Here is an 18,489-nt window from a genome sequence, read left to right as displayed (position 1 = left end):
CCCCCCCCCGCTGCGGCGCCCCTCGCGCCCCCCCGCTCCCCCCCCCCCCCCCCCCCCCCCCGCGCCCGGGGCGCGGGCCCCCCCGCCGGGGCGGGGGCGCGCCCCTCCCCCCCGCGCCCCCCGCCCCCCGCCCCCCCCCCCCCACGACCAGAAGGGCAGCTATCGCTGCGTAGACAAGGTCGCGGTCGAGATTGCCGTAGGCGAGCCACAGCGTCAGCAGAATAAGCAGCGGCGCAGCGACGCCCCATGCCGCCCAGCATGCCGCGCGGACCCGTGCTGAGGCGGCGAAGCGGCGTGCGGCCCAGAAGCCGGCGCCGATGAAAACCAGGCCGAGGGCAATGCCGATGCGCAGCGTCAACGGATTTCCGGCCGCCACCGGCATGCCGTCAAAGCCGATATTCCCCTGGGTTATGTCGGAGCCGATGGTGGTGGGCGGAATGATGCCGAGATGGATCATCACGCTCACCACGCCGGCGGCATGCAGCAGCGGCAGCGCGCGCGGCCGGTAGAGTGCGGTGGCGACAAGGGCGACGAGGACGAAGGCGCCCGGCAAGGCGCCACCGGCGGCGACCAGCGTCGTGTCGACGGACAGGCCTAGCGCTGAAAACGCAACGAAAACGCCTGGCACGATCGAGGGCCAGTCGAAGCCGGTCTTCGCCGTCTCCGCTTCGCTGTCACGTGTGCCCAGCCAGACAAAGGCAAGCACCGCCAGCGTCACCGCGTCGGTGAACAGGATGACGGCAAGGTCGGCGACTAGCGTGCTCATCATGTAGACGATGGTCCAGGCGCCGGTGCCGAAGAAGGCCGCCGCAATCAGGAATTTCCAGTCGCGAATGCGGGCGATCACGGCTGTAGCGGCAAGTACGATCGCCAGGTAGACGAACAGCGCCCATGGGTTGGGCGCCTGCGAGGACACAAGCGCCGGCGTCGCCATGGAGCCGACAAGACCGATGCCGGCCAGGGCCTGGCCGTGGACGAGAGCGGCGACAATGGTCGCTACGCCGATGGCGCCGAGCACGGTGAAGGCGAAGGCCGGGCCGACGAAACCGTAAATGGCGTGCGCGGCATAGACCGTACCGAACAGGATGAAGGCGCCGGCAGCCGTCAGGATCGCCGGAATATAGGCGCCTGCAGCCCCTTGCACCGGCACCTTGAAGCCGGTGCGGCGGATGAACTCGCCGCCGCCGATCAGCACCAGGCCGAGCAGCGCCGCCAGGGACAGCCGCACTTCGGGGCCGAAAATGCCGGCCTCGATGGTGTAGCGGATCAGGAACAGGCCGCCCAAAGCCAATGCGACGCCGCCGACCCAGACCGCCCAACGGGTGCCGAGCGCCGTTTCGACCTCGGACTGGCGGGCTGCCTTCGCCGTGGCGGCAGGCGCGGATCCGGTGAATGCCGCCTTGGCCGCGGCTGACAGTTCTGGCACGACCTCGCTGGTGGCCGCATCGGCTTCGGCGGCCGGTGCCTGGGCATGTGCCGCGTCGGCTGTTGTTGGCGAAGCTATGTTGGCAACTGGTGCGCCAGCGTGAGCGGCATCCGCCGGTGCGCTTGCAGCCTGCTCGACCGGTTTGGTAACGGGCGGTGTCGTATGCACGCCGGACAGAACCAGGCTGCGCAGCGCTCCGAGCTCGCGCTCGATCAGACTGACGCGGCCCTGCTGGCGCAAGACGAGGACAAAAAGCACGATAACGACGACGGCGCCAATCAGGCTTTCAAACATGGCGGTTCCCCCAAACCAGGCCAGTTTTCACTGACAATTGCGGCGGCCACACGGCCACCCCAGACGGCTATTCAAGTCACGCCACCGCAATGGTGCCGAAAAGAAGTTATCGAGCATGTTTCGTCGGCAACTTCCAGCGGCCTACGGTCTTTATCCTCATCCATCATCTGAGATAGCCAGGAATGGCATGCCGCCGCCACTTGCCCAGGAGCCATGCTATCCTCGGATGAACTGTGAGGAAATCGAATGCCGAAACGAAGTGCAGGGCTGCTGATCCACCGAACAAGGGCCGGCATTCTCGAATTTCTGCTCGTCCATCCCGGCGGCCCGTTCTGGGCAAGGAAGGATGAAGGCGCTTGGTCGATCCCCAAGGGCCTCGTCGAGGACAATGAAGATGAGTTGGCCGCCGCCCGGCGCGAGGCTGGGGAAGAACTCGGAGTCAGCATCGAGGGTGATTTCGAGCCTGTCGGCAGCTATCGGCAAGCCGGCGGCAAGATCGTCATCGCCTGGAGTGTCGAAGCCGATTTCGATCCCGATGCCGTTAAAAGCAACATGTTCACGATGGAATGGCCGCCCAGGTCAGGCGTGACGAGGGAATTTCCCGAAATCGACAGGGCCGGCTGGTTTTCCTTCGCCGAGGCCAGCCTCAAGATCCTCGGCGGTCAGCGCGCCATCCTCGATGATTTCATGGAGCATCGCAAAGCCGGCTGAGGCTCTTGCCCTACGAGTACCCCCACCCTAACGCTCCCCACAAGGGGGAGGGAATGCTGCCGCATGCAGCTTGTGGTGTGAACCTGGACGGTTTGCGGAGGTCAGCACCCACCGAGTCTCCCTCCCCCTTCTGGCGCAGCGTCTGCCGTAAGGGCGGCCTTGCCGCCCGAATGATGCTTGCGCAAGGCGGCGAGGAAGCCGGCACGGGCATCGGGCTGTTCGATGCCGCGCGGCTCGTAGACATGGCGGGTGAAAAAGAAACCGGTCAGATGGAAGGCGTCCTCGAGTGCCGCGTGGTCCGCCCGCAAGCCGGAGCCGCGCCGCAGGAAGGCCGGCAGCGCCAGCATCTTGTCGCGCCACGGCGCACCGGCGGCTCGCGACACGGCACGGCCGGATTTCGGCGAGACATAGGCCAGATCCTGCCTGGCGCCCGTCGCCGCGCATTGGCTGAGATCGAGGCCGAAGCCGAGTTCGTCGAGGATGAGCAGTTCGAAGCGCGCCACCAGTTCGCCGGCGGCATCCGAATTGTCCAGATGGGCGATCATCACGGCAAGCGTCTCATACAGGCCGCCATGGGCGTCGCGCTCCGGCAGGAGCCTGAGATGCGCGGCCATGGTCTGCAGGCCGTAGACGGCGACTGCGCTGTCCATCAACCGGGCGGCATTCATCTCGATCGCCTCGGCCTGGAAGGTGCCGAGATGCTCGTCGAGGCGTGCCCGCCACAAAAGGTCGACGCGGTTGCCGGGCTGCAGCACCGGCTGCTGCTTGCGCGAGCGCCCGCCGCGCACCAGGCCGAGATGGCGGCCATGCGCACGCGTCATTACCTCGAGAATGGCGCTGGTTTCGCCATGCTTGCGGGTGCCGAGTATGATTCCCTCGTCGCGCCATTCCATGGCAGGAGCTTGTCACCGGTTGCGTGGCTAAATCAAGATTTTGGCGCGCCGCGTGCGATCTGTGCTGACATTGGATCCCCACACATCGTCGAAAGGCTCTGATCACGCGAATTCCCGGTGATCGGCCAGAACGCCGACGATGACGCGGCGCGGTCGTTCCGCCTCGGCCTGGTTGGCGTCGTGTCCGGCAACGGTGATCAGCGCTTTCCACAGCGTCCAGCCGCGGCCGCGCGCCCAGGTCGCTTCATCGACGTCGATGGCAGCCCGGAATGCCTCCCGGCTCTCGCCCTGGAAGAATGTCCAGGCGATCGCCAGGTCGCAGGATGGATCGCCGATGCCGGAGGTGCCGAAGTCGATGACGGCGCTCAGGCGGCCGTTTTGGACCAGAAGGTTGCCCCAGGCGACGTCGCCGTGAAACCAGACGGGCGACCCTTGCCAGGTGGCGGCAAGGGCCGCATCCCAGACAGCGGTGGCCGCCTGGGTGTCGATCTGCCCCTCCAGCGCCTGGAGTGCTTCCCTTGTCTGGTTGTCATACACGCTCAGCGATCCGCCGCGGAAGAAATTGTGCTGGCCCGGGGGCGGCCCGCCCGCCGGATCGATCCGCCGGAGCGCAATGAGGAACTTGGCCAGATCGACCGCGAACTGTGGGCGATCGGCGATTTCGGCGGTCTTGGCTGTTTCGCCGTCGATCCAGCGGTAGACGGACCAATGCCAGGGGTAGCCCTCCCCGGGCTCGCCCATCGCCAGTGGAACCGGGATCGGCAGCGGCAGAAGCGGCGCCAGCCTGGGCAGCCAGCGGTGCTCTTTTTCGACCTGCAAGGCATATGGTGCGGCACTCGGCAGCCGCACAGTCATATCACTGCCGAGGTGGAAGGTTCGGTTGTCCCAGCCGCCAAACGCCACCGGCCTCACCGGCAGATGCCGCCATTGCGGAAACTGCGCGTTGACCAGCCGGCGCACGAGATCGGTATCGATGGTCGGTTTTGGATCAGGCATGTCATCGTCTCAAACTGCCGGGCGGCATTTCTAGACGATGAAGCTCAATGGGGAAACTCAAGCCCCATCTCGCGGTAGCGCTCGGGGTCGTCGCCCCAGTTTTCACGCACTTTGACGAACAAGAACAGGTGCACTTTCTGCTCGAGAATGCCGGCTATTTCCATGCGCGCCGACTGGCCGATGGCGCGGATGGTCTCGCCCTTGTGGCCGAGCACGATCTTCTTCTGGCTGTCGCGCTCGACATAGATGGTCTGGTCGATGCGCACCGAGCCGTCCGGTTTCTCTTCCCATTTCTCGGTCTCGATATGCGAGGAATAGGGCAACTCCTGATGCAGCCGCAGATACAGCTTCTCGCGGGTGATCTCGGCGGCCAGTTGGCGCATCGGCAGGTCCGAGATCTGGTCTTCCGGATAGTACCAGGGGCCGACCGGCAGCGCTTGCGCGAGATAGTCGAGCAAATCCTTGCAGCCGGAGCCGGTCAGCGCCGAGACCATGAAGGTGCGCTTGAACGGCACCTTTTCGTTTGCTGCCGCAGCCAGGGCCAGCAGCGCCTCGTGCTTGACCCGGTCGACCTTGTTGAGGATCAGCACCATCGGCTGGCGGACGTCCTTCAGCCGCTCGAGGATGGCGTCGGCGTCACCCCTGATGCCGCGCTCGGCATCGATCAGCAGCAGCACGATATCGGCGTCCTTGGCGCCACCCCAGGCGGTGGTCACCATCGCGGTGTCGAGCCGGCGCTTCGGCTTGAAGATGCCGGGCGTATCGACAAAGACGATCTGCGCGTTGTCATGCGTGGCGATGCCGCGCACGATGGCGCGGGTGGTCTGCACCTTGTGGGTCACGATCGACACCTTGGCGCCGACCAGTTGGTTGACCAGCGTCGACTTGCCGGCATTGGGCGCCCCAATCAGGGCAACGAAGCCGGAATGCGTGGCCTCCGCTGCCGGAGGGAGATCTTCGCTGCCGGTCATGCCGCACTCCCTTGGTTGGCCCAGATGCCTTCGCGCGTAAGAAACGCCGATGCCGCCGCTTCTTCGGCTGCGCGGCGAGAGCCGCCCGTGCCGCTCGCCGGCGCAAAACCGCCGACCTTCACGGACACCGTGAAAACCGGTTGATGTTCAGGTCCTTCGCGTTTCTCGATCGCGTATTCGGGCCTGACATCGCTGGTCTTGGCGATCCATTCCTGCAGGTCGGATTTCGGATTGGGCGGCTTGGCCACCACCTTTTGCGAGCGCGGCTCCCAGTAACGCAGGACGAATTGCCTTGCCGCATCGAGGCCGCCATCGATATAGACCGCCGCGATCAGCGCTTCGACTGCATCCGCCAGATAGTTTCCGCCCGAGCCACGCGAGCGCGCCTTCAAGGCAGCGTCGGCCCGAACCAGATCTTCGAGCTGCATTTCAATGCCGATCTCGGAGCATGTCCGCGCATCGACCAGGGCATTGAAGCGCGGGGCGATTTCACCTTCCGGCGCCTCAGGAAACTTTTCAAAAAGCAGGTCGGCAACGATCAGGCCGAGCACGCGGTCGCCAAGGAATTCGAGGCGCTGGTTGTTGCTGCTTGCCTTGACCGCGCTGGAATGGGTCAGCGCGGTCTCGAGCAAACGGACGTCCCGGAAGGAATGGCCGGTTTTGGCTGTCACCAAATCGGCCAGAGTTTCACCCGTCGGGCGCTTCAAAGCCATCAATTTACGAAATGGAACAGGCGCGACAGGCGCACCAGGGACGGCCATTTCCAGATCTCGAGCGGGCTCGCCTTCCCGGCGATCGAGAAGAAGACGATGTTGGCGCGGCCGACAAGGTTCTCCGCCGGCACGTAGCCGACGCTGAGGCGGCTGTCGGAGGAATTGTCGCGGTTGTCGCCCATCATGAAATAGTTGCCGGGGGGCACGACGAACTCGCGGGTGTTGTCGGTGATCGAATTCGGTGTCAGGTCGAGCGTGTCGTAGCTGACGCCGTTGGGCAGGGTCTCGCGATAGACGTCGACCGGCTCAGGCACTTCCGTGATATCAGGATTTTGGATCTGGCCGGTTTTCACACGAGGCACGCCCTGGCCGTTGATGAACAATTGGCCGTCCTTCATCTGGATCTTGTCGCCGGGCAGGCCGACGACGCGCTTGATGTAGTCGAGCGACGGATCCGGCGGGAACTTGAAGACCACCACGTCGCCGCGCTTCGGATCGGAACCCCAGATGCGGCCGGAAAAGATGTCGGGGCCGAATGGCAGCGAATAACGCGAGAAGCCATAGGACCATTTGGTGACGAACAGATAGTCGCCTTCGAGCAAGGTCGGCCGCATGGAGCCGGACGGGATCGAGAAGGGCTGGAACAGCAAGGTGCGGATGACCATGGCCAGCAGCAAAGCCTGGATGATGACGCTGACGATTTCGCCAAGCCCGCCGGATTTCTTCTCGGATTTTTCAGCCACGCTCATGTCGTCCTCGATTGTGCGTTGGATGGTATAGAGTCTCGGCGCGCGCTGGGCAACGTCAAGTCGGCGTTAGATAGCGGTCGTCTGATGCAATCAATGTGGCGCTTGTTCGGCGGGCAACGCCTCGATGATCACAAAGGCTTGAGCAAGCGGGAAATCATCGGTGATTGTGAGGTGGATCGCCGCTCTGTGCCCGTGTGGCAGGATTTTGGCCAGCCGTGCCGCCGCTCCCCCGGTCAGCGCCATGGTCGGCGCGCCGCTGGGCAGGTTGGCGACCCCCATGTCGCGCCAGAACACGCCCTGCGCCAGCCCGGTGCCAAGCGCCTTGGCGCAGGCCTCCTTGGCGGCGAACCGCTTGGCATAGGAGGCGGCGCGGCCCTTGCGGCCTTCCGAGCGGACCTGTTCGACCTCGGTGTAGATGCGCTGGATGAAGCGCTGACCATGCCGTTCCAGCGACTTTTCGATGCGTCTGATGTCGATCAGGTCGCTGCCGATGCCGATGATCATTCCGCCGGAACTTCCCGTCCGCGGTGCCGGGCCTTATGCGCCCGCTCTGCCATTCGCTTCCTGCGCTGCTCGCGAAAGGCTGTCATCCCCCAGCGGGTGATACCGTAGAAGATCAGCCCGAAGATCAGGCCGAGCGGCACCGCGCCGATCAGCATCGGCTCGAGCACCGGATGCCACAGTTTTGCAAACGACAGCGTGTGCATCATCTCACCAAGATGCGCAGGCGGTCCGTTCTTGGGCAGGCGTTCATGCAGGATCAGCTTGCCGACTTCCCAGGACGCTCCCCACAGCAGCGGGAAAGTCAGCGGATTGCCGAAGAATACCGCGCCGAGGGCGGCGGCCACCAGATTGCCGGCGACCACCCAGCAGAGCACGGCGGCGACGGCAAAATGGAAGCCGAGCGGAAAGAAGGAGGCGAAAACGCCGGCCGCGACGCCGGCCGCGACTGCATGCGGTGTCGCCTTCAGCCGCAGGATGCGCTTGGAGAAATATTGCAACGAGCGCGAAAACGAGCGGCGCGGCCACAGATAGGTACGCACCCGCTCCAGAATGCCATCAGGCTTTCGGCGTCGAAAAAGCACTCTGTTCCAGTTCCCGGTTCATCACGCCCAAATTGCAACCATCCCTGGCCGGGCGCGGTCGCTCCATCTTGCGCTTCGAGGGCGCAGAAAGGCAACAACGACTTTGATATAGCGACTGCCTTGCGGCGGAACAATGAAACGCCGCCGCGATGGTCTGCCGCAGGCGGGTAACAAGAGCGCCATTGGGGCGAAACTGAGGACAATATCGATGAAAGCTCCCCGACGACGGCAAGGCCCGCGCGAGACGACGCCGAGGCGGATAGATTATTCCCGATATTCGCTGACTTCGACCAAATTGCTGTCCGGATCGCGGAAATAGACCGACATCATCTTACCGCGGGCGCCGGTGCGCTCGACCGGACCGACTTCGATGGCAACGCCATTGGCTTCCAGACGGGCGCAAATCTCGGCAAGCGGCCTTGCGGCGACCAGGCAGAAATCGCCGGACCCAGGCATCGGCACCTTGGCCTTGGGCTCAAAGGTGCGGCCCACCTGATGCAGATTGATCTTCTGCGATCCGAACAGCAACGCCGTCGGCCGGTTCGGCTCGTCGAGGCGCTTGAGGCCAAGCACCCGCTGGTAGAAGGCGCAGCTGTCCTCCACAGAGCGGACCGTCAGCACGAAATGATCGATGCCGGCGATCATTGTGATGTCCCCTAGATGTTGCGGCTTCCTGGCTTAACGGCGGGAATGGCGGCAAGTTCCGGCGGCAGGCGGTCGGCGGGATAGGCCGGCACCTCATATTCGGCAAGCGCGATCAGCGGCACGCCGACATTGGTCTTGCCGGCCGAGCGGTCGATGATGCAGGCCGCCGCCACGACCTCTGCGCCAATCGCGCGCAGGCAGTCGATGGTTTCGCGGATCGAAAGACCAGTGGTGACGATGTCCTCGACGATTACGACGCGCGATCCCGGCGCGATCTCGAAGCGGCGCAGCCTGAACTCGCCGCCTTCGCGCTCGACCCAAATGGCAGGTACGCCGAGATGGCGCGATGTTTCATAGGCCGGGATCAGGCCGCCGATCGCCGGGCCGACGACATAGTCGATCTTGCCAGGCACCGCCTTGCGGATCTTTTCGGCCAGCGCCTTGCACAGGCGCTCGGTCTTGTCGGCATGCATGAAGACGCGCGCCTTCTGCAAGAAGACCGGGCTGCGCAGGCCGGACGTCAGGATGAAATGCCCCTCCAGAACAGCGCCCGCCTCGCGGAAAATGCCCAGCACCTCGTCGGTATTCATAACTCGCCCCATGTCCATGGTGAATGGTGAATGGTGAATGGTTAAATGGTGAATGGTGAATGGTGAATGGTGAATGGTAGTGTGAGCGCCTTCTTTCACTATTCACTATTCAATATTCACTATTCAATATTCACTATTCACTATTCACTATTCACTATTCACTACTCACCCATTCACACGCCGCGCATCGCTGACGCTCGAACTATCCTTGAGCTGCGACAACAGCCGGTTGAGGTGCTTCAGATCCCAGACTTCGAGATCGATCAGCATTTCGGTGAAGTCGGGCGCGGTGCGCACCATCGACAGCGTATGAATGTTGGCGTCGTTGGAGGCAACGACCTGGGCGATATCGGCGAGCGAGCCCGGCGCGTTGATGGCGGTGACCGAGACGCGCGCCGGAAAGCGCTCCTTGGTCTGCTCGTCAATGTCCCAGCGCACGTCGATCCAGCGCTCCGGCTGGTCGTCGAAGGCCTGCAGCGCCGGCGACTGGATGGGATAGATGGTGATGCCGGTGCCCGGCTGGACGATGCCGACGATGCGGTCGCCAGGCACGGCCCCTTCCGGCGCGAAACGCACCGGCAGGTCGCCGCGCACGCCGCGGATCGGCACCGCGCCATCGCGCGGCTGGTCCTTGTCCTTGCGCGCGGCTCGGGTGCCGGGCATCTGGAACAGCATGCCGGCGGCGTTGCGGATCTTCGACCAGCCCTCCTCGCGCTGCTTGGGGGCGCTGACGGTGACGCGCTCGTCCTTGTAGTCTGGGAAGACGGCCTTCATGACGTCAGTCGAGGCAAGTTCGCCGCGCCCGACCGAGGCCAGCACATCTTCGCTGTCCTTGCGCGCCAGCCGGTGCAGCACCGGCTTCAGGCTTTCCTTGGTGAAGGTCTTGCCGGCGCGCTCGAAGGCGCGCTCGAGAATGCGGGCACCAAGACCTGAATATTGCTTGCGAATGGCGTTCTTGGTGGCGCGGCGGATGGCTGAACGCGCCTTGCCGGTGACCACCACCGACTCCCAGGCCGCTGGCGGCACTTGCGCCTTGGAGCGGATGATCTCAACCTCGTCGCCGTTCTTCAGTTCCGTCATCAGCGGCATGATGCGGCCGTTGACCTTGGCGCCGACGCAGGTATCGCCGACATCGGTGTGCACGGCATAGGCGAAGTCGATGGGCGTGGCGCCGCGCGGCAGCGCAATCAGCATGCCTTTCGGCGTGAAGCAGAATACCTGGTCCTGGAACAGCTCCAGCTTGGTATTTTCGAGGAAGTCTTCCGGGTTGTCGCCTTCTGCCAGTTGCTCGATGGTGCGCCGCAGCCAGGCATAGGCGTTGGTCTCCTTCGAGATCGCATGGGCGGCACCGTTCGTCTTGCCGCCGGTGTCCTTGTAGATCGAATGGGCGGCGACGCCATATTCGGCGATCTTGTTCATCTCGCGGGTGCGGATCTGCAGTTCGACGCGCTGGCGCGATGGGCCGACAATGGTGGTGTGGATCGAACGGTAGTCGTTCTGCTTGGGCGTCGAGATGTAATCCTTGAAGCGGCCAGGTACCATCGACCATGTGGTGTGAATGGCGCCGAGCGCGCGGTAACAGTCTTCGACGCTGTCGACGACGACGCGGAAGCCGAAGATGTCCGAGAGCTGCTCGAAGGACAGCGCCTTGGCCTCCATCTTGCGGAACACCGACCACGGCTTCTTCTGCCGGCTCTTCACCCCGGCATTGATGGCATGCTTCTCGAACAGCGCCGACAGCGCCTTTTCGATGTCGGTCAGCACACCCTTGTTGCGCTCGAATATCTCGGCAAGCCGCGCGGTGACGGCGCGGTAGGCTTCCGGATTGATGAAGCGGAAGGCGATCTCTTCCAGTTCCTCGCGCATGCCTTGCATGCCCATGCGCCCGGCCAGCGGCGCGTAGATGTCCATCGTCTCCTCGGCGATGCGCAGGCGCTTGGCCTCGGGCATGTGGTCGAGGGTGCGCATGTTGTGCAAACGGTCGGCGAGCTTGACCAGCAGAACGCGGACATCCTCCGAGATGGCCAGCAACAGCTTGCGCAGGTTTTCCGCCTGCTCGGCCTTCTTGGAGACGAGATCGAGCTTCTTCAGCTTGGTCAGGCCTTCGACCAGCTTGCCCATTTCGGGGCCGAACAGATCGTCGATCTCGGCCCGCGTCGCGGTGGTGTCCTCGATCGTGTCGTGCAGCAAGGCGACAGCGATCGTCGCCTCATCCATGTGCATTTCGGTGAGGATGGCGGCGACTTCGAGCGGATGCGAGAAATAGGGATCGCCGGAAGCGCGCTTCTGGTGGCCATGCTTCTGCATGGCGTAGACATAGGCCTTGTTGAGCAGCGCCTCGTTGACGTCAGGCTTGTAGCGCGCGACGCGCTCGACAAGCTCATACTGACGCATCATGGGCGGGTTCTCACGGTGCTGAAATGATTGATGCGCCGCACTGATGTACGGCGCATCTCATAGATAGCCACGAAACTCACGGGACGGAAGTGCCGGAACCATATTCCCGGCAGGTCCAGGGCAGCGATTAGTAGTCGTCGCTCTTTTCCGGGGGAACCAGGCCCTCGATGCCGGCCAAAAGGTCTTCCTCGGTCATGCGATCGAAGGTGACGTTTTCTTCCGCGTCGTCGGCGTCGGTAGCTGCAACTGCGTTGCCGGTCTGGTCGGCGATCGCCTCGCCGTCGGCCTCGGGCTCGTCAACCTCGACATGCTTCTGCAGCGAGTGGATCAGATCTTCCTTGAGGTCGTCGGGCGACAGCGTCTCGTCGGCGATCTCGCGCAGCGCCACGACCGGGTTCTTGTCGTTGTCGCGCGGCACGGTGATCGGCGCGCCCTGGCTGATCTGGCGGGCGCGATGGCCGGCAAGCAGCACGAGCTCGAAGCGGTTGTCGACCTTGTCGATGCAGTCTTCAACGGTTACGCGGGCCATTGATTGCCCCTTTCATGCCTGGATTTGATGGAAAACAGGCGCGGTCCATAACCCGAACGCCGCCAAAATACAAGCATTATGGCTCTGTGGCCCCATGGGCTGGCGAATGCCAGCTTCTGGCGCCGCTGAATGCCTTGCCGGCGAAGCCCGCCTACCGGGCGACGACACGGCTCCGATCACAATTGCTTGCAGTGCGCCCCGGCACCCTTGGATTGCCGTAAAACTGGCGCTATCTCGGTTGACGAAAGGTCAGCCGGTTTATTTACGAGCCGAGCGATATAAACGACCCATTTCGATTAGTCCGCCACCTATTTCGAAAAAGGAATATTGCCATGTTCGACCCCCGTGAAAAAATCGCTCTTTTCATAGACGGCGCCAATCTCTACGCCACCTCGCGCGCACTCGGCTTCGACATAGACTACCGCAAACTGCTGTCCAGCTTCCAGAAGCGCGGCTATTTGCTGCGGGCCTATTACTACACCGCTCTGGTCGAGGATCAGGAATACTCTTCGATCCGTCCCCTGATCGACTGGCTCGACTATAATGGCTTCAAGGTGGTGACCAAGCCGGCCAAGGAGTTCACCGACTCGACCGGCCGCCGCAAGATCAAGGGCAATATGGACATCGAACTGACCGTCGATGCGCTCGAACTTGCCGATGTCGTCGACCACTATGTCATCTTCTCCGGCGACGGCGATTTCCGCACACTGGTCGAAGCGCTGCAGCGGCGCGGCCGCAAGGTCTCGATCGTCTCCACCATGGCCTCGCAACCACCGATGATCTCGGACGATCTGCGCCGCCAGGCCGACCATTTCATCGATTTGACCTCGCTGAAGAACGAGGTCGGCCGCGATCCTTCCGAACGGCCGGTGCGCAGGCCCGAGCCGGCCGAAGTCGAAGAGGAAGACTATTGACGGCGGCGGCCTTGGACGCCGCTCCCGAACCCGACCGCGACTGCCCCCTCTGCCCACGCCTGCATGATTTCATCGCAGACTGGCGGCAGCGCGAGCCGTCGTGGTTCAACGCGCCGGTGCCGACCTTCCTGCCGCCTGATGGCGAGGACGCCGTCGAGCTGCTGATCGTCGGGCTGGCGCCCGGCCTGCGCGGCGCCAACCGCACCGGGCGGCCGTTTACCGGCGACTATGCCGGCGACCTGCTCTACTCCACGATGATCGCTCACGGTTTTGCCCGCGGCGAGTTCAAGGCGCGGCCGGATGATGGGTTGCAGCTGGTCGGCACCGCGATCACCAATGCGGTGCGCTGCGTGCCGCCTGAAAACAAGCCGGTCGGCGCCGAGATCGCCACTTGCCGCAGCTTTCTGGTGCCGACGATTGCACGCTTTCCCAAACTGCGCGCCGTGCTGGCGCTGGGCTCCATCGCCCACCAGTCGACCGTCAGGGCGCTGGGCCAGCGCGTCGCCGCCTATCCGTTCAAGCACGGCGGTCAGTTGCCGGCCGGCGGCGTCACGCTGTTTTCCAGCTATCACTGCTCGCGCTACAACACAAACACCGGTGTTTTGACCGAACCCATGTTTGTCAAGGTATTCAGCGACATCGCCGCCTTCCTGCGCAATTAACGCCTTCAGAACCCCGCCAGCACGATCTTGCCCTTGGTTTGCCCGGGCGCGGATGACGAAGCTTGCCGAAAGGCAGGCATGACGAGACAGGCGCTCTCCAAAGCCTTGAGCGGCGACGGGAAGCCGGAATTGCGACAATCATGAAAGTCCCGGAAGCGCTCGGTCTGAAACCGACCTTCGTTAGCGCGCAGACTGGCCGGAACGCTGGGTAGGGCCGATCAGCGCCGCGATGTTTGGTTCCAATCTCGCGCCGGTCGAGCACGCCAGGTCAAGGCGCGGCAAACAACTCAGCCAGCTTCTCCTGCCCGCCCTGCAGTACGTTCAGATCGACATCGCCGACGATGCCGTCGACGCGGCCCATATTGTGGTACTGCCAGTAGATCCAGTCGTTGCGACCTGGCTCCAGGAGCAACGAGCGACGCCAGAGCGGGCGAACGTCGATTTTCCCGGCATAGGCGTCCTCAGCCTCGTCGGTCAGGTAGATGATCGCCGGCTTGCCGAACGCAGCTTCAACCGGTCCGAGGAAGGCCTGGAGTTCCGCGCTCAGCTGTTCCGGCGACGGGCGTTGCGGGCAGTTGCCGCCGAATTCGATGTCGACGACCGGTGGCAGCAGTGGCTGGTCGTGCGGCACCACCGCGATGAAATTTTTCGCCTGGTCGGCGCCCGGCCGGCAGAAGGTGAAGAAGTGATAGGCGCCGACGGCGAGGCCGGCCGCGCGCGCCTCGCGCAGATTCTTGGCGAAGGCATCGTCGACATGGTCGCCGCCCTCGGTCGCCTTGATGACCGCGAAGGCGACATCGTCGGCGGCAACGCGGCGCCAGTCGATCTCACCCTGATGATGGGAAACGTCGATACCCCTGACCGGATAGCTGTCACGATCCGGCGAGAAGGTCCGGAAATAGAAGAAGCCGCCTGCCGCGACGAGGCCGGCAAAGACCAGACTGGCCGCACCCCAGAGGATGATCCGGTTCTTCAAACCTTTCCCCATCGTGTGTCGCTGCTGCAGCTGTTCGAAACTTGAAAGCCGACGTCTGGCTTTTCTGGGACTGCCCGAGGTTCTAGCCGCGTTCCTTCATGAGCCGGCCCTTTTCGCGCGACCAGTCGCGCTGTTTTTCGCTCTCGCGCTTGTCGTGCAGTTTCTTGCCGCGGCCGACGGCGAGCAGCAGCTTGGCACGGCCCTGGTCGTTGAAGTAGATTTTCAGCGGCACCAGCGTCATGCCTTCGCGGTCGATGCTCTGCGCGAGTTTTGCCATCTCGCGCTTCTTGAGCAGCAGCTTGCGGCGCCGTCTGGGCTCATGGTTGAAGCGGTTGGCCTGCAGATATTCCGGCAGATAGGAATTGATCAGCCAGATCTCGCCACCCTCGACCGAGGCGTAGCTGTCCTGGATGTTGGCCTGGCCCTGGCGCAGCGACTTGACCTCGGTGCCGGTCAGCACCAGGCCGGCCTCGACGGTGTCGAGCACCTCATAGGAAAACCGCGCCTTGCGGTTTTCCGCAACGGTTTTGTTGTTGGGATCGGCTTTTCTGACTTGGTTCATGATGTGGAGAGGTGGCGCCTCATCCCTAGTTTATCAAGCCGGCGTGCTTCATCGCCGCATCGATCTTCTCGGCGGTCGACGCCTCGATGGTCACCAGCGGCGAGCGCACCACGTTCTCGACCTTGCCAATCTTCGACAGCGCGTATTTGACGCCGCACAGGCCGGGCTCGAGGAAGATGGCCTTGTGCAGCGGCAGCAGACGGTCCTGCAATTCCAGCGCCTTGGCGCTGTCACCGGACAGTGTGGCTTCCTGGAATTCGGCGCACAGCCGCGGCGCGACATTCGACGTCACCGAGATGCAGCCGACACCGCCATGAGCGTTGAAGCCGAGGGCAGAGGCATCCTCACCTGAAAGCTGGATGAACTCCTTGCCGCAGGTGGCGCGCTGTTCGGACACGCGCTCGACCTTGCCGGTGGCATCCTTGACGCCGACGATGTTCTTGAAGTCGTGCGCCAGCCTGCCCATCGTCTCCGGCATCATGTCGATCACCGAGCGCGGCGGGATGTTGTAGATGATGATCGGCAGCTTGGTCGCCCTGGCGACAGCAGCGAAATGCTCGTACAAGCCGCGCTGTGTTGGCTTGTTGTAATAAGGCGTGACGACCAGAGCGGCATCGGCGCCCGCCTGCTCGGCATATTGCACCAGACCGACCGCTTCCGCGGTGTTGTTGGAGCCGGCGCCGGCGACGACCGGAGCGCGGCCCTTGGCCACATCGATGCAGACCTTGACGACATGGCGATGCTCGTTATGCGACAGCGTCGGCGACTCACCGGTGGTGCCGACCGGGACGAGGCCCGTCGTGCCCTCGCCAAGTTGCCATTCGACGAAAGCGCGAAAGGCTTTCTCGTCGAAACGTCCGCTCTTTTCGAACGGCGTCACGAGCGCAGTAAGCGAGCCTCTCAGCATGTCGTCCAACTCCTTGGGACTTGTTTGTTTATGCATGTCGTCGTCCCAAAACCGGTTCCCACTTTTGGGCGACTGCATCGGGCGCCTTCTAGCCGAAAGCGAAGCCGCGCACCATAGTCTCGACACTGTTGCGCGGCAAGCATGCCGATGGTGCCAGCAAGCGCAATTCGAACGGCCTGGATAACCCTTTGTTTACGGGCTCTTCACGACCTAAGTCTAGGCTCTCGGGCACCTGGGCTTGCCATCTAAAGTGCCGCAACAGGGAAAGATCAGGATCATGCCGGCCAGTCGGCCACTCCGCTTCATATTGCTTGGCGCCGTTGCCCTGCTGATAGTGGGGACGGCGGCAAACGAGAGCGTCGACGAGCAGACGACCTCATCGATCCCGATGCCTGACATGCAAGACAGAGCGCAGACCGAGGCGCCCTCCGCCAGTATCGTCGTGCTGAAAAGCGGTCTCGACGCATTGGCCACCGGCGATATCGCCGCGGCACGAGCGGTGCGCGAAACATTGCCGGCCAATTCGCTGGACCGTCATATCCTTGCCTGGGCGATCGCGCTCTATGGCGGCGACCGTGTGCCGAGCAGCGAGATTGCCGATACCGCAAAGATGCTGCCGAACTGGCCGGGCACCATGGCCTTGCGCAAGAACAGCGAGCGCGCGCTTTATCGCGAAAACCCGTCGCCGCAGACCGTGGTGAAAGCCTTTGACGGCAGCCAGCCGCTGACCTTTCAAGGCGTGGTCATCCTTGCCCGTTCTTATGTAGCTCTTGGCAACACCAAGGCTGCGCTTTCCGTGCTGTCGCCATTCTGGCGCACCGAGAAGCTGGAAGCCAGGGACGAGGCGGCCGTCAGCAAGGAGTTTGGCGCCATCATTCCGGCTGCCGACCATCGTTTCCGCATGGAACGGATGTTTTATGCCGACCGGGAGAATTCGGCACTGCGGGTCGCAGCACTTGCCGGCGCGCAACCGCTGGCCGATGCCTGGGCCGCCGCCTCGCGTGGCGACAAGAACGCGGCCAAGCTGTTGAAAGCAGTGCCTGCCGCACAGCAATCGGCCGGCTATTTCTTCGCGCAAGCCGAATATCTGCGCAAGCAGCGGAAGTTTGCGGACGCCGCCGCGGTGATGATGAAAGCGCCAACGAACCGCGACGCGTTGGTCGATCCCGATGCCTGGTGGGTCGAGCGCCGCGTGCTGTCGCGCGCGCTGGTCGATCAGAGCGACTGGAAGACCGCCTACAAGATCGTTGCCGCGCACGCCGCCGCAAGTCCCGCCAGCGCCGCCGAGGCTGAATTCCACGCCGGCTGGTATGCGCTGCGCGGCCTCAACGATCCTGCGACGGCCTCGACCCATTTTGCCCGCATCGCCGATCTCGCGCAGGGACCGATGTCGCTGTCACGCGCCTATTACTGGCTTGGCCGCGCGGCGGAAGTCGGCGGTCCCGGCAATGCGAAGGATTATTTCACCAAGGCGGCAGCCTATGGCACCACTTTCTACGGGCAGTTGGCGGCGGAACGGGTTGGCTTGCGCACGCTGAACATCGCCTATCCCGAGCCAAGCACTGTCGACCGCCAAAGCTTTGACGGCCGCGAAGCCGTCAGCGCCATCAAGCGGCTGCAGGAGGCGGGCTACGACCGCTATGCCGAGACGCTTTACCGCGACCTCGCCGGGCAGTTGACCAGCCCCGGCGAGCTGGCGCTGCTTGCCGTGCTGGCGGAAAAGCAGGGCAATCATTTCATGGCGCTGAAGATCGGCAAGATCGCCGGCGCGCGCGGCATCGATGTCGGCGCGCTGTCGCATCCGCTGGGCGTCATTCCCGACACCGCCGACATTTCCGGCTCGGGCAAGGCGCTGGCCTACGCGATCGCCCGCCAGGAAAGCGAATTCAATGTCGGCGCCGTCTCCAGCGCCGGCGCGCGCGGCCTGCTGCAGCTGATGCCGGGCACCGCCAAGCAATTGGCGAAGAAGGCAGGACTGAGCTTTTCCCAGGATCGGCTGACCAGCGATGCCGGCTACAATGCGACGTTGGGGGCTGCCTTCCTCGGCGAGCAGCTCGACCGCTTCGGCGGCTCCTATGTGCTGACCTTCGCCGGCTACAATGCCGGCCCCAACCGCGCCAGCCAATGGGTAGCCAAGTACGGCGACCCGCGCGGCAAGGGCATCGACGCCGTCGTCGACTGGATCGAGCGGATTCCCTACACCGAAACAAGAAGTTACGTGCAGCGCGTGATGGAGAATTACGAGGTCTACAAGATGCGTATTTCGGGGAAGTACGACATCGTTGGGGATTTGGTGAACGGGCGGGGTTGAGGCGGCAGAGCTGTCGCCATGGGCAGACGTTGGCGATCCTTCGCGCCCCCCTCTGGTCTGCCGGCCATCTCCCCCACGAGTGGGGAGATCAGCTGTCGTTGCCGATTTCGCCAATCTCCAACGTCGAAGGAAGGGCGTAGCGCCTGAACCGCCAATCT

The 18,489-nt window shown here is 63.6% G+C and carries 19 protein-coding genes; 4 read left to right on the top strand and 15 right to left on the bottom strand.

Translation table 11 applies throughout. The features are described from left to right. Positions 1-1,720 (bottom strand): DUF2339 domain-containing protein (locus tag NKI88_RS27455; RefSeq protein ID WP_352658536.1); only part of this gene is annotated, 1,720 nt, incomplete at its 3' end. 246 nt (positions 1,721-1,966) lie between these two features. Between NKI88_RS27455 and NKI88_RS27450 the strand changes: the two genes are divergently transcribed. Further along, complete coding sequence (locus NKI88_RS27450) at positions 1,967-2,431, top strand: NUDIX hydrolase (protein WP_023687287.1); 465 nt, start codon at positions 1,967-1,969, stop codon at positions 2,429-2,431. Between the two features lie 101 nt (positions 2,432-2,532). Here the strand turns inward: NKI88_RS27450 and recO are convergent, their stop codons facing one another. The 11 genes from recO to rpoZ all read right to left on the bottom strand — a co-directional run bounded on the left by recO (position 2,533) and on the right by rpoZ (position 11,999). After that, entirely contained in the window at positions 2,533-3,324 is a 792-nt protein-coding gene (gene recO / locus NKI88_RS27445; protein WP_352658534.1) for a DNA repair protein RecO, read from the bottom strand. 102 nt (positions 3,325-3,426) lie between these two features. After that, positions 3,427-4,320 carry an aminoglycoside phosphotransferase family protein gene (locus tag NKI88_RS27440; RefSeq protein WP_352658532.1) on the bottom strand — a complete coding sequence of 298 codons (894 nt, stop codon included), beginning with the start codon at positions 4,318-4,320 and terminating at the stop codon, positions 3,427-3,429. 44 nt (positions 4,321-4,364) lie between these two features. Next, entirely contained in the window at positions 4,365-5,291 is a 927-nt protein-coding gene (gene era / locus NKI88_RS27435) for a GTPase Era (RefSeq protein ID WP_023670243.1), read from the bottom strand. After that, entirely contained in the window at positions 5,288-6,004 is a 717-nt protein-coding gene (gene rnc, locus NKI88_RS27430; protein WP_023684493.1) for a ribonuclease III, read from the bottom strand. The genes era and rnc overlap by 4 nt, the downstream gene beginning before the upstream one ends. Then, positions 6,004-6,753 (bottom strand): signal peptidase I, encoded by a 750-nt coding sequence (gene lepB, locus NKI88_RS27425; protein WP_023670241.1) that lies wholly within the window; start codon positions 6,751-6,753, stop codon positions 6,004-6,006. The genes rnc and lepB overlap by 1 nt, the downstream gene beginning before the upstream one ends. A 90-nt stretch (positions 6,754-6,843) precedes the next feature. Next, positions 6,844-7,257: a holo-ACP synthase gene (acpS, locus tag NKI88_RS27420; protein ID WP_023738565.1), complete on the bottom strand. Its 414-nt coding sequence runs from the start codon at positions 7,255-7,257 to the stop codon at positions 6,844-6,846. Then, positions 7,254-7,838, bottom strand: a complete 585-nt coding sequence (locus tag NKI88_RS27415) for a DUF2062 domain-containing protein (RefSeq protein ID WP_352658530.1) — start codon at positions 7,836-7,838, stop codon at positions 7,254-7,256. The genes acpS and NKI88_RS27415 overlap by 4 nt, the downstream gene beginning before the upstream one ends. A 264-nt stretch (positions 7,839-8,102) precedes the next feature. Continuing rightward, on the bottom strand, positions 8,103-8,483 hold the full coding sequence (locus NKI88_RS27410) for a VOC family protein (RefSeq protein WP_023692854.1): 381 nt from the start codon (positions 8,481-8,483) through the stop codon (positions 8,103-8,105). A gap of 11 nt (positions 8,484-8,494) precedes the next feature. After that, complete coding sequence (gene pyrE / locus NKI88_RS27405; RefSeq protein WP_023687283.1) at positions 8,495-9,073, bottom strand: orotate phosphoribosyltransferase; 579 nt, start codon at positions 9,071-9,073, stop codon at positions 8,495-8,497. Between the two features lie 165 nt (positions 9,074-9,238). Next, complete coding sequence (locus tag NKI88_RS27400) at positions 9,239-11,470, bottom strand: RelA/SpoT family protein (protein WP_352658528.1); 2,232 nt, start codon at positions 11,468-11,470, stop codon at positions 9,239-9,241. 127 nt (positions 11,471-11,597) lie between these two features. After that, the gene (gene rpoZ, locus NKI88_RS27395; protein ID WP_023670235.1) at positions 11,598-11,999 is read right to left on the bottom strand and encodes a DNA-directed RNA polymerase subunit omega; all 402 of its coding nucleotides are present in this window, start codon (positions 11,997-11,999) and stop codon (positions 11,598-11,600) included. Between the two features lie 332 nt (positions 12,000-12,331). Here rpoZ and NKI88_RS27390 point away from each other — a divergent pair, with 332 nt between their 5' ends. Further along, complete coding sequence (locus tag NKI88_RS27390) at positions 12,332-12,913, top strand: LabA-like NYN domain-containing protein (RefSeq protein WP_023670234.1); 582 nt, start codon at positions 12,332-12,334, stop codon at positions 12,911-12,913. Further along, positions 12,910-13,575, top strand: a complete 666-nt coding sequence (locus tag NKI88_RS27385; RefSeq protein ID WP_352518921.1) for a uracil-DNA glycosylase — start codon at positions 12,910-12,912, stop codon at positions 13,573-13,575. The genes NKI88_RS27390 and NKI88_RS27385 overlap by 4 nt, the downstream gene beginning before the upstream one ends. Before the next feature lie 268 nt (positions 13,576-13,843). Here the strand turns inward: NKI88_RS27385 and NKI88_RS27380 are convergent, their stop codons facing one another. From NKI88_RS27380 to dapA, 3 genes are all read right to left on the bottom strand, one after another. Continuing rightward, on the bottom strand, positions 13,844-14,551 hold the full coding sequence (locus NKI88_RS27380; protein ID WP_502909500.1) for a glycoside hydrolase family 25 protein: 708 nt from the start codon (positions 14,549-14,551) through the stop codon (positions 13,844-13,846). Between the two features lie 82 nt (positions 14,552-14,633). Further along, positions 14,634-15,113, bottom strand: a complete 480-nt coding sequence (gene smpB, locus NKI88_RS27375; protein ID WP_352658524.1) for an SsrA-binding protein SmpB — start codon at positions 15,111-15,113, stop codon at positions 14,634-14,636. A gap of 25 nt (positions 15,114-15,138) precedes the next feature. Further along, positions 15,139-16,020 (bottom strand): 4-hydroxy-tetrahydrodipicolinate synthase, encoded by an 882-nt coding sequence (dapA, locus tag NKI88_RS27370; RefSeq protein ID WP_352658539.1) that lies wholly within the window; start codon positions 16,018-16,020, stop codon positions 15,139-15,141. A 277-nt stretch (positions 16,021-16,297) separates the two neighbouring features. Between dapA and NKI88_RS27365 the strand changes: the two genes are divergently transcribed. Continuing rightward, the gene (locus NKI88_RS27365) at positions 16,298-18,331 is read left to right on the top strand and encodes a lytic transglycosylase domain-containing protein (RefSeq protein ID WP_352658522.1); all 2,034 of its coding nucleotides are present in this window, start codon (positions 16,298-16,300) and stop codon (positions 18,329-18,331) included. The last annotated feature ends 158 nt before the right edge of the window (positions 18,332-18,489 follow it).

This window comes from Mesorhizobium sp. M0317, assembly GCF_040321555.1.
Lineage (GTDB): Bacteria > Pseudomonadota > Alphaproteobacteria > Rhizobiales > Rhizobiaceae > Mesorhizobium.
This window is presented reverse-complemented; position numbering and strand designations above follow the sequence as displayed.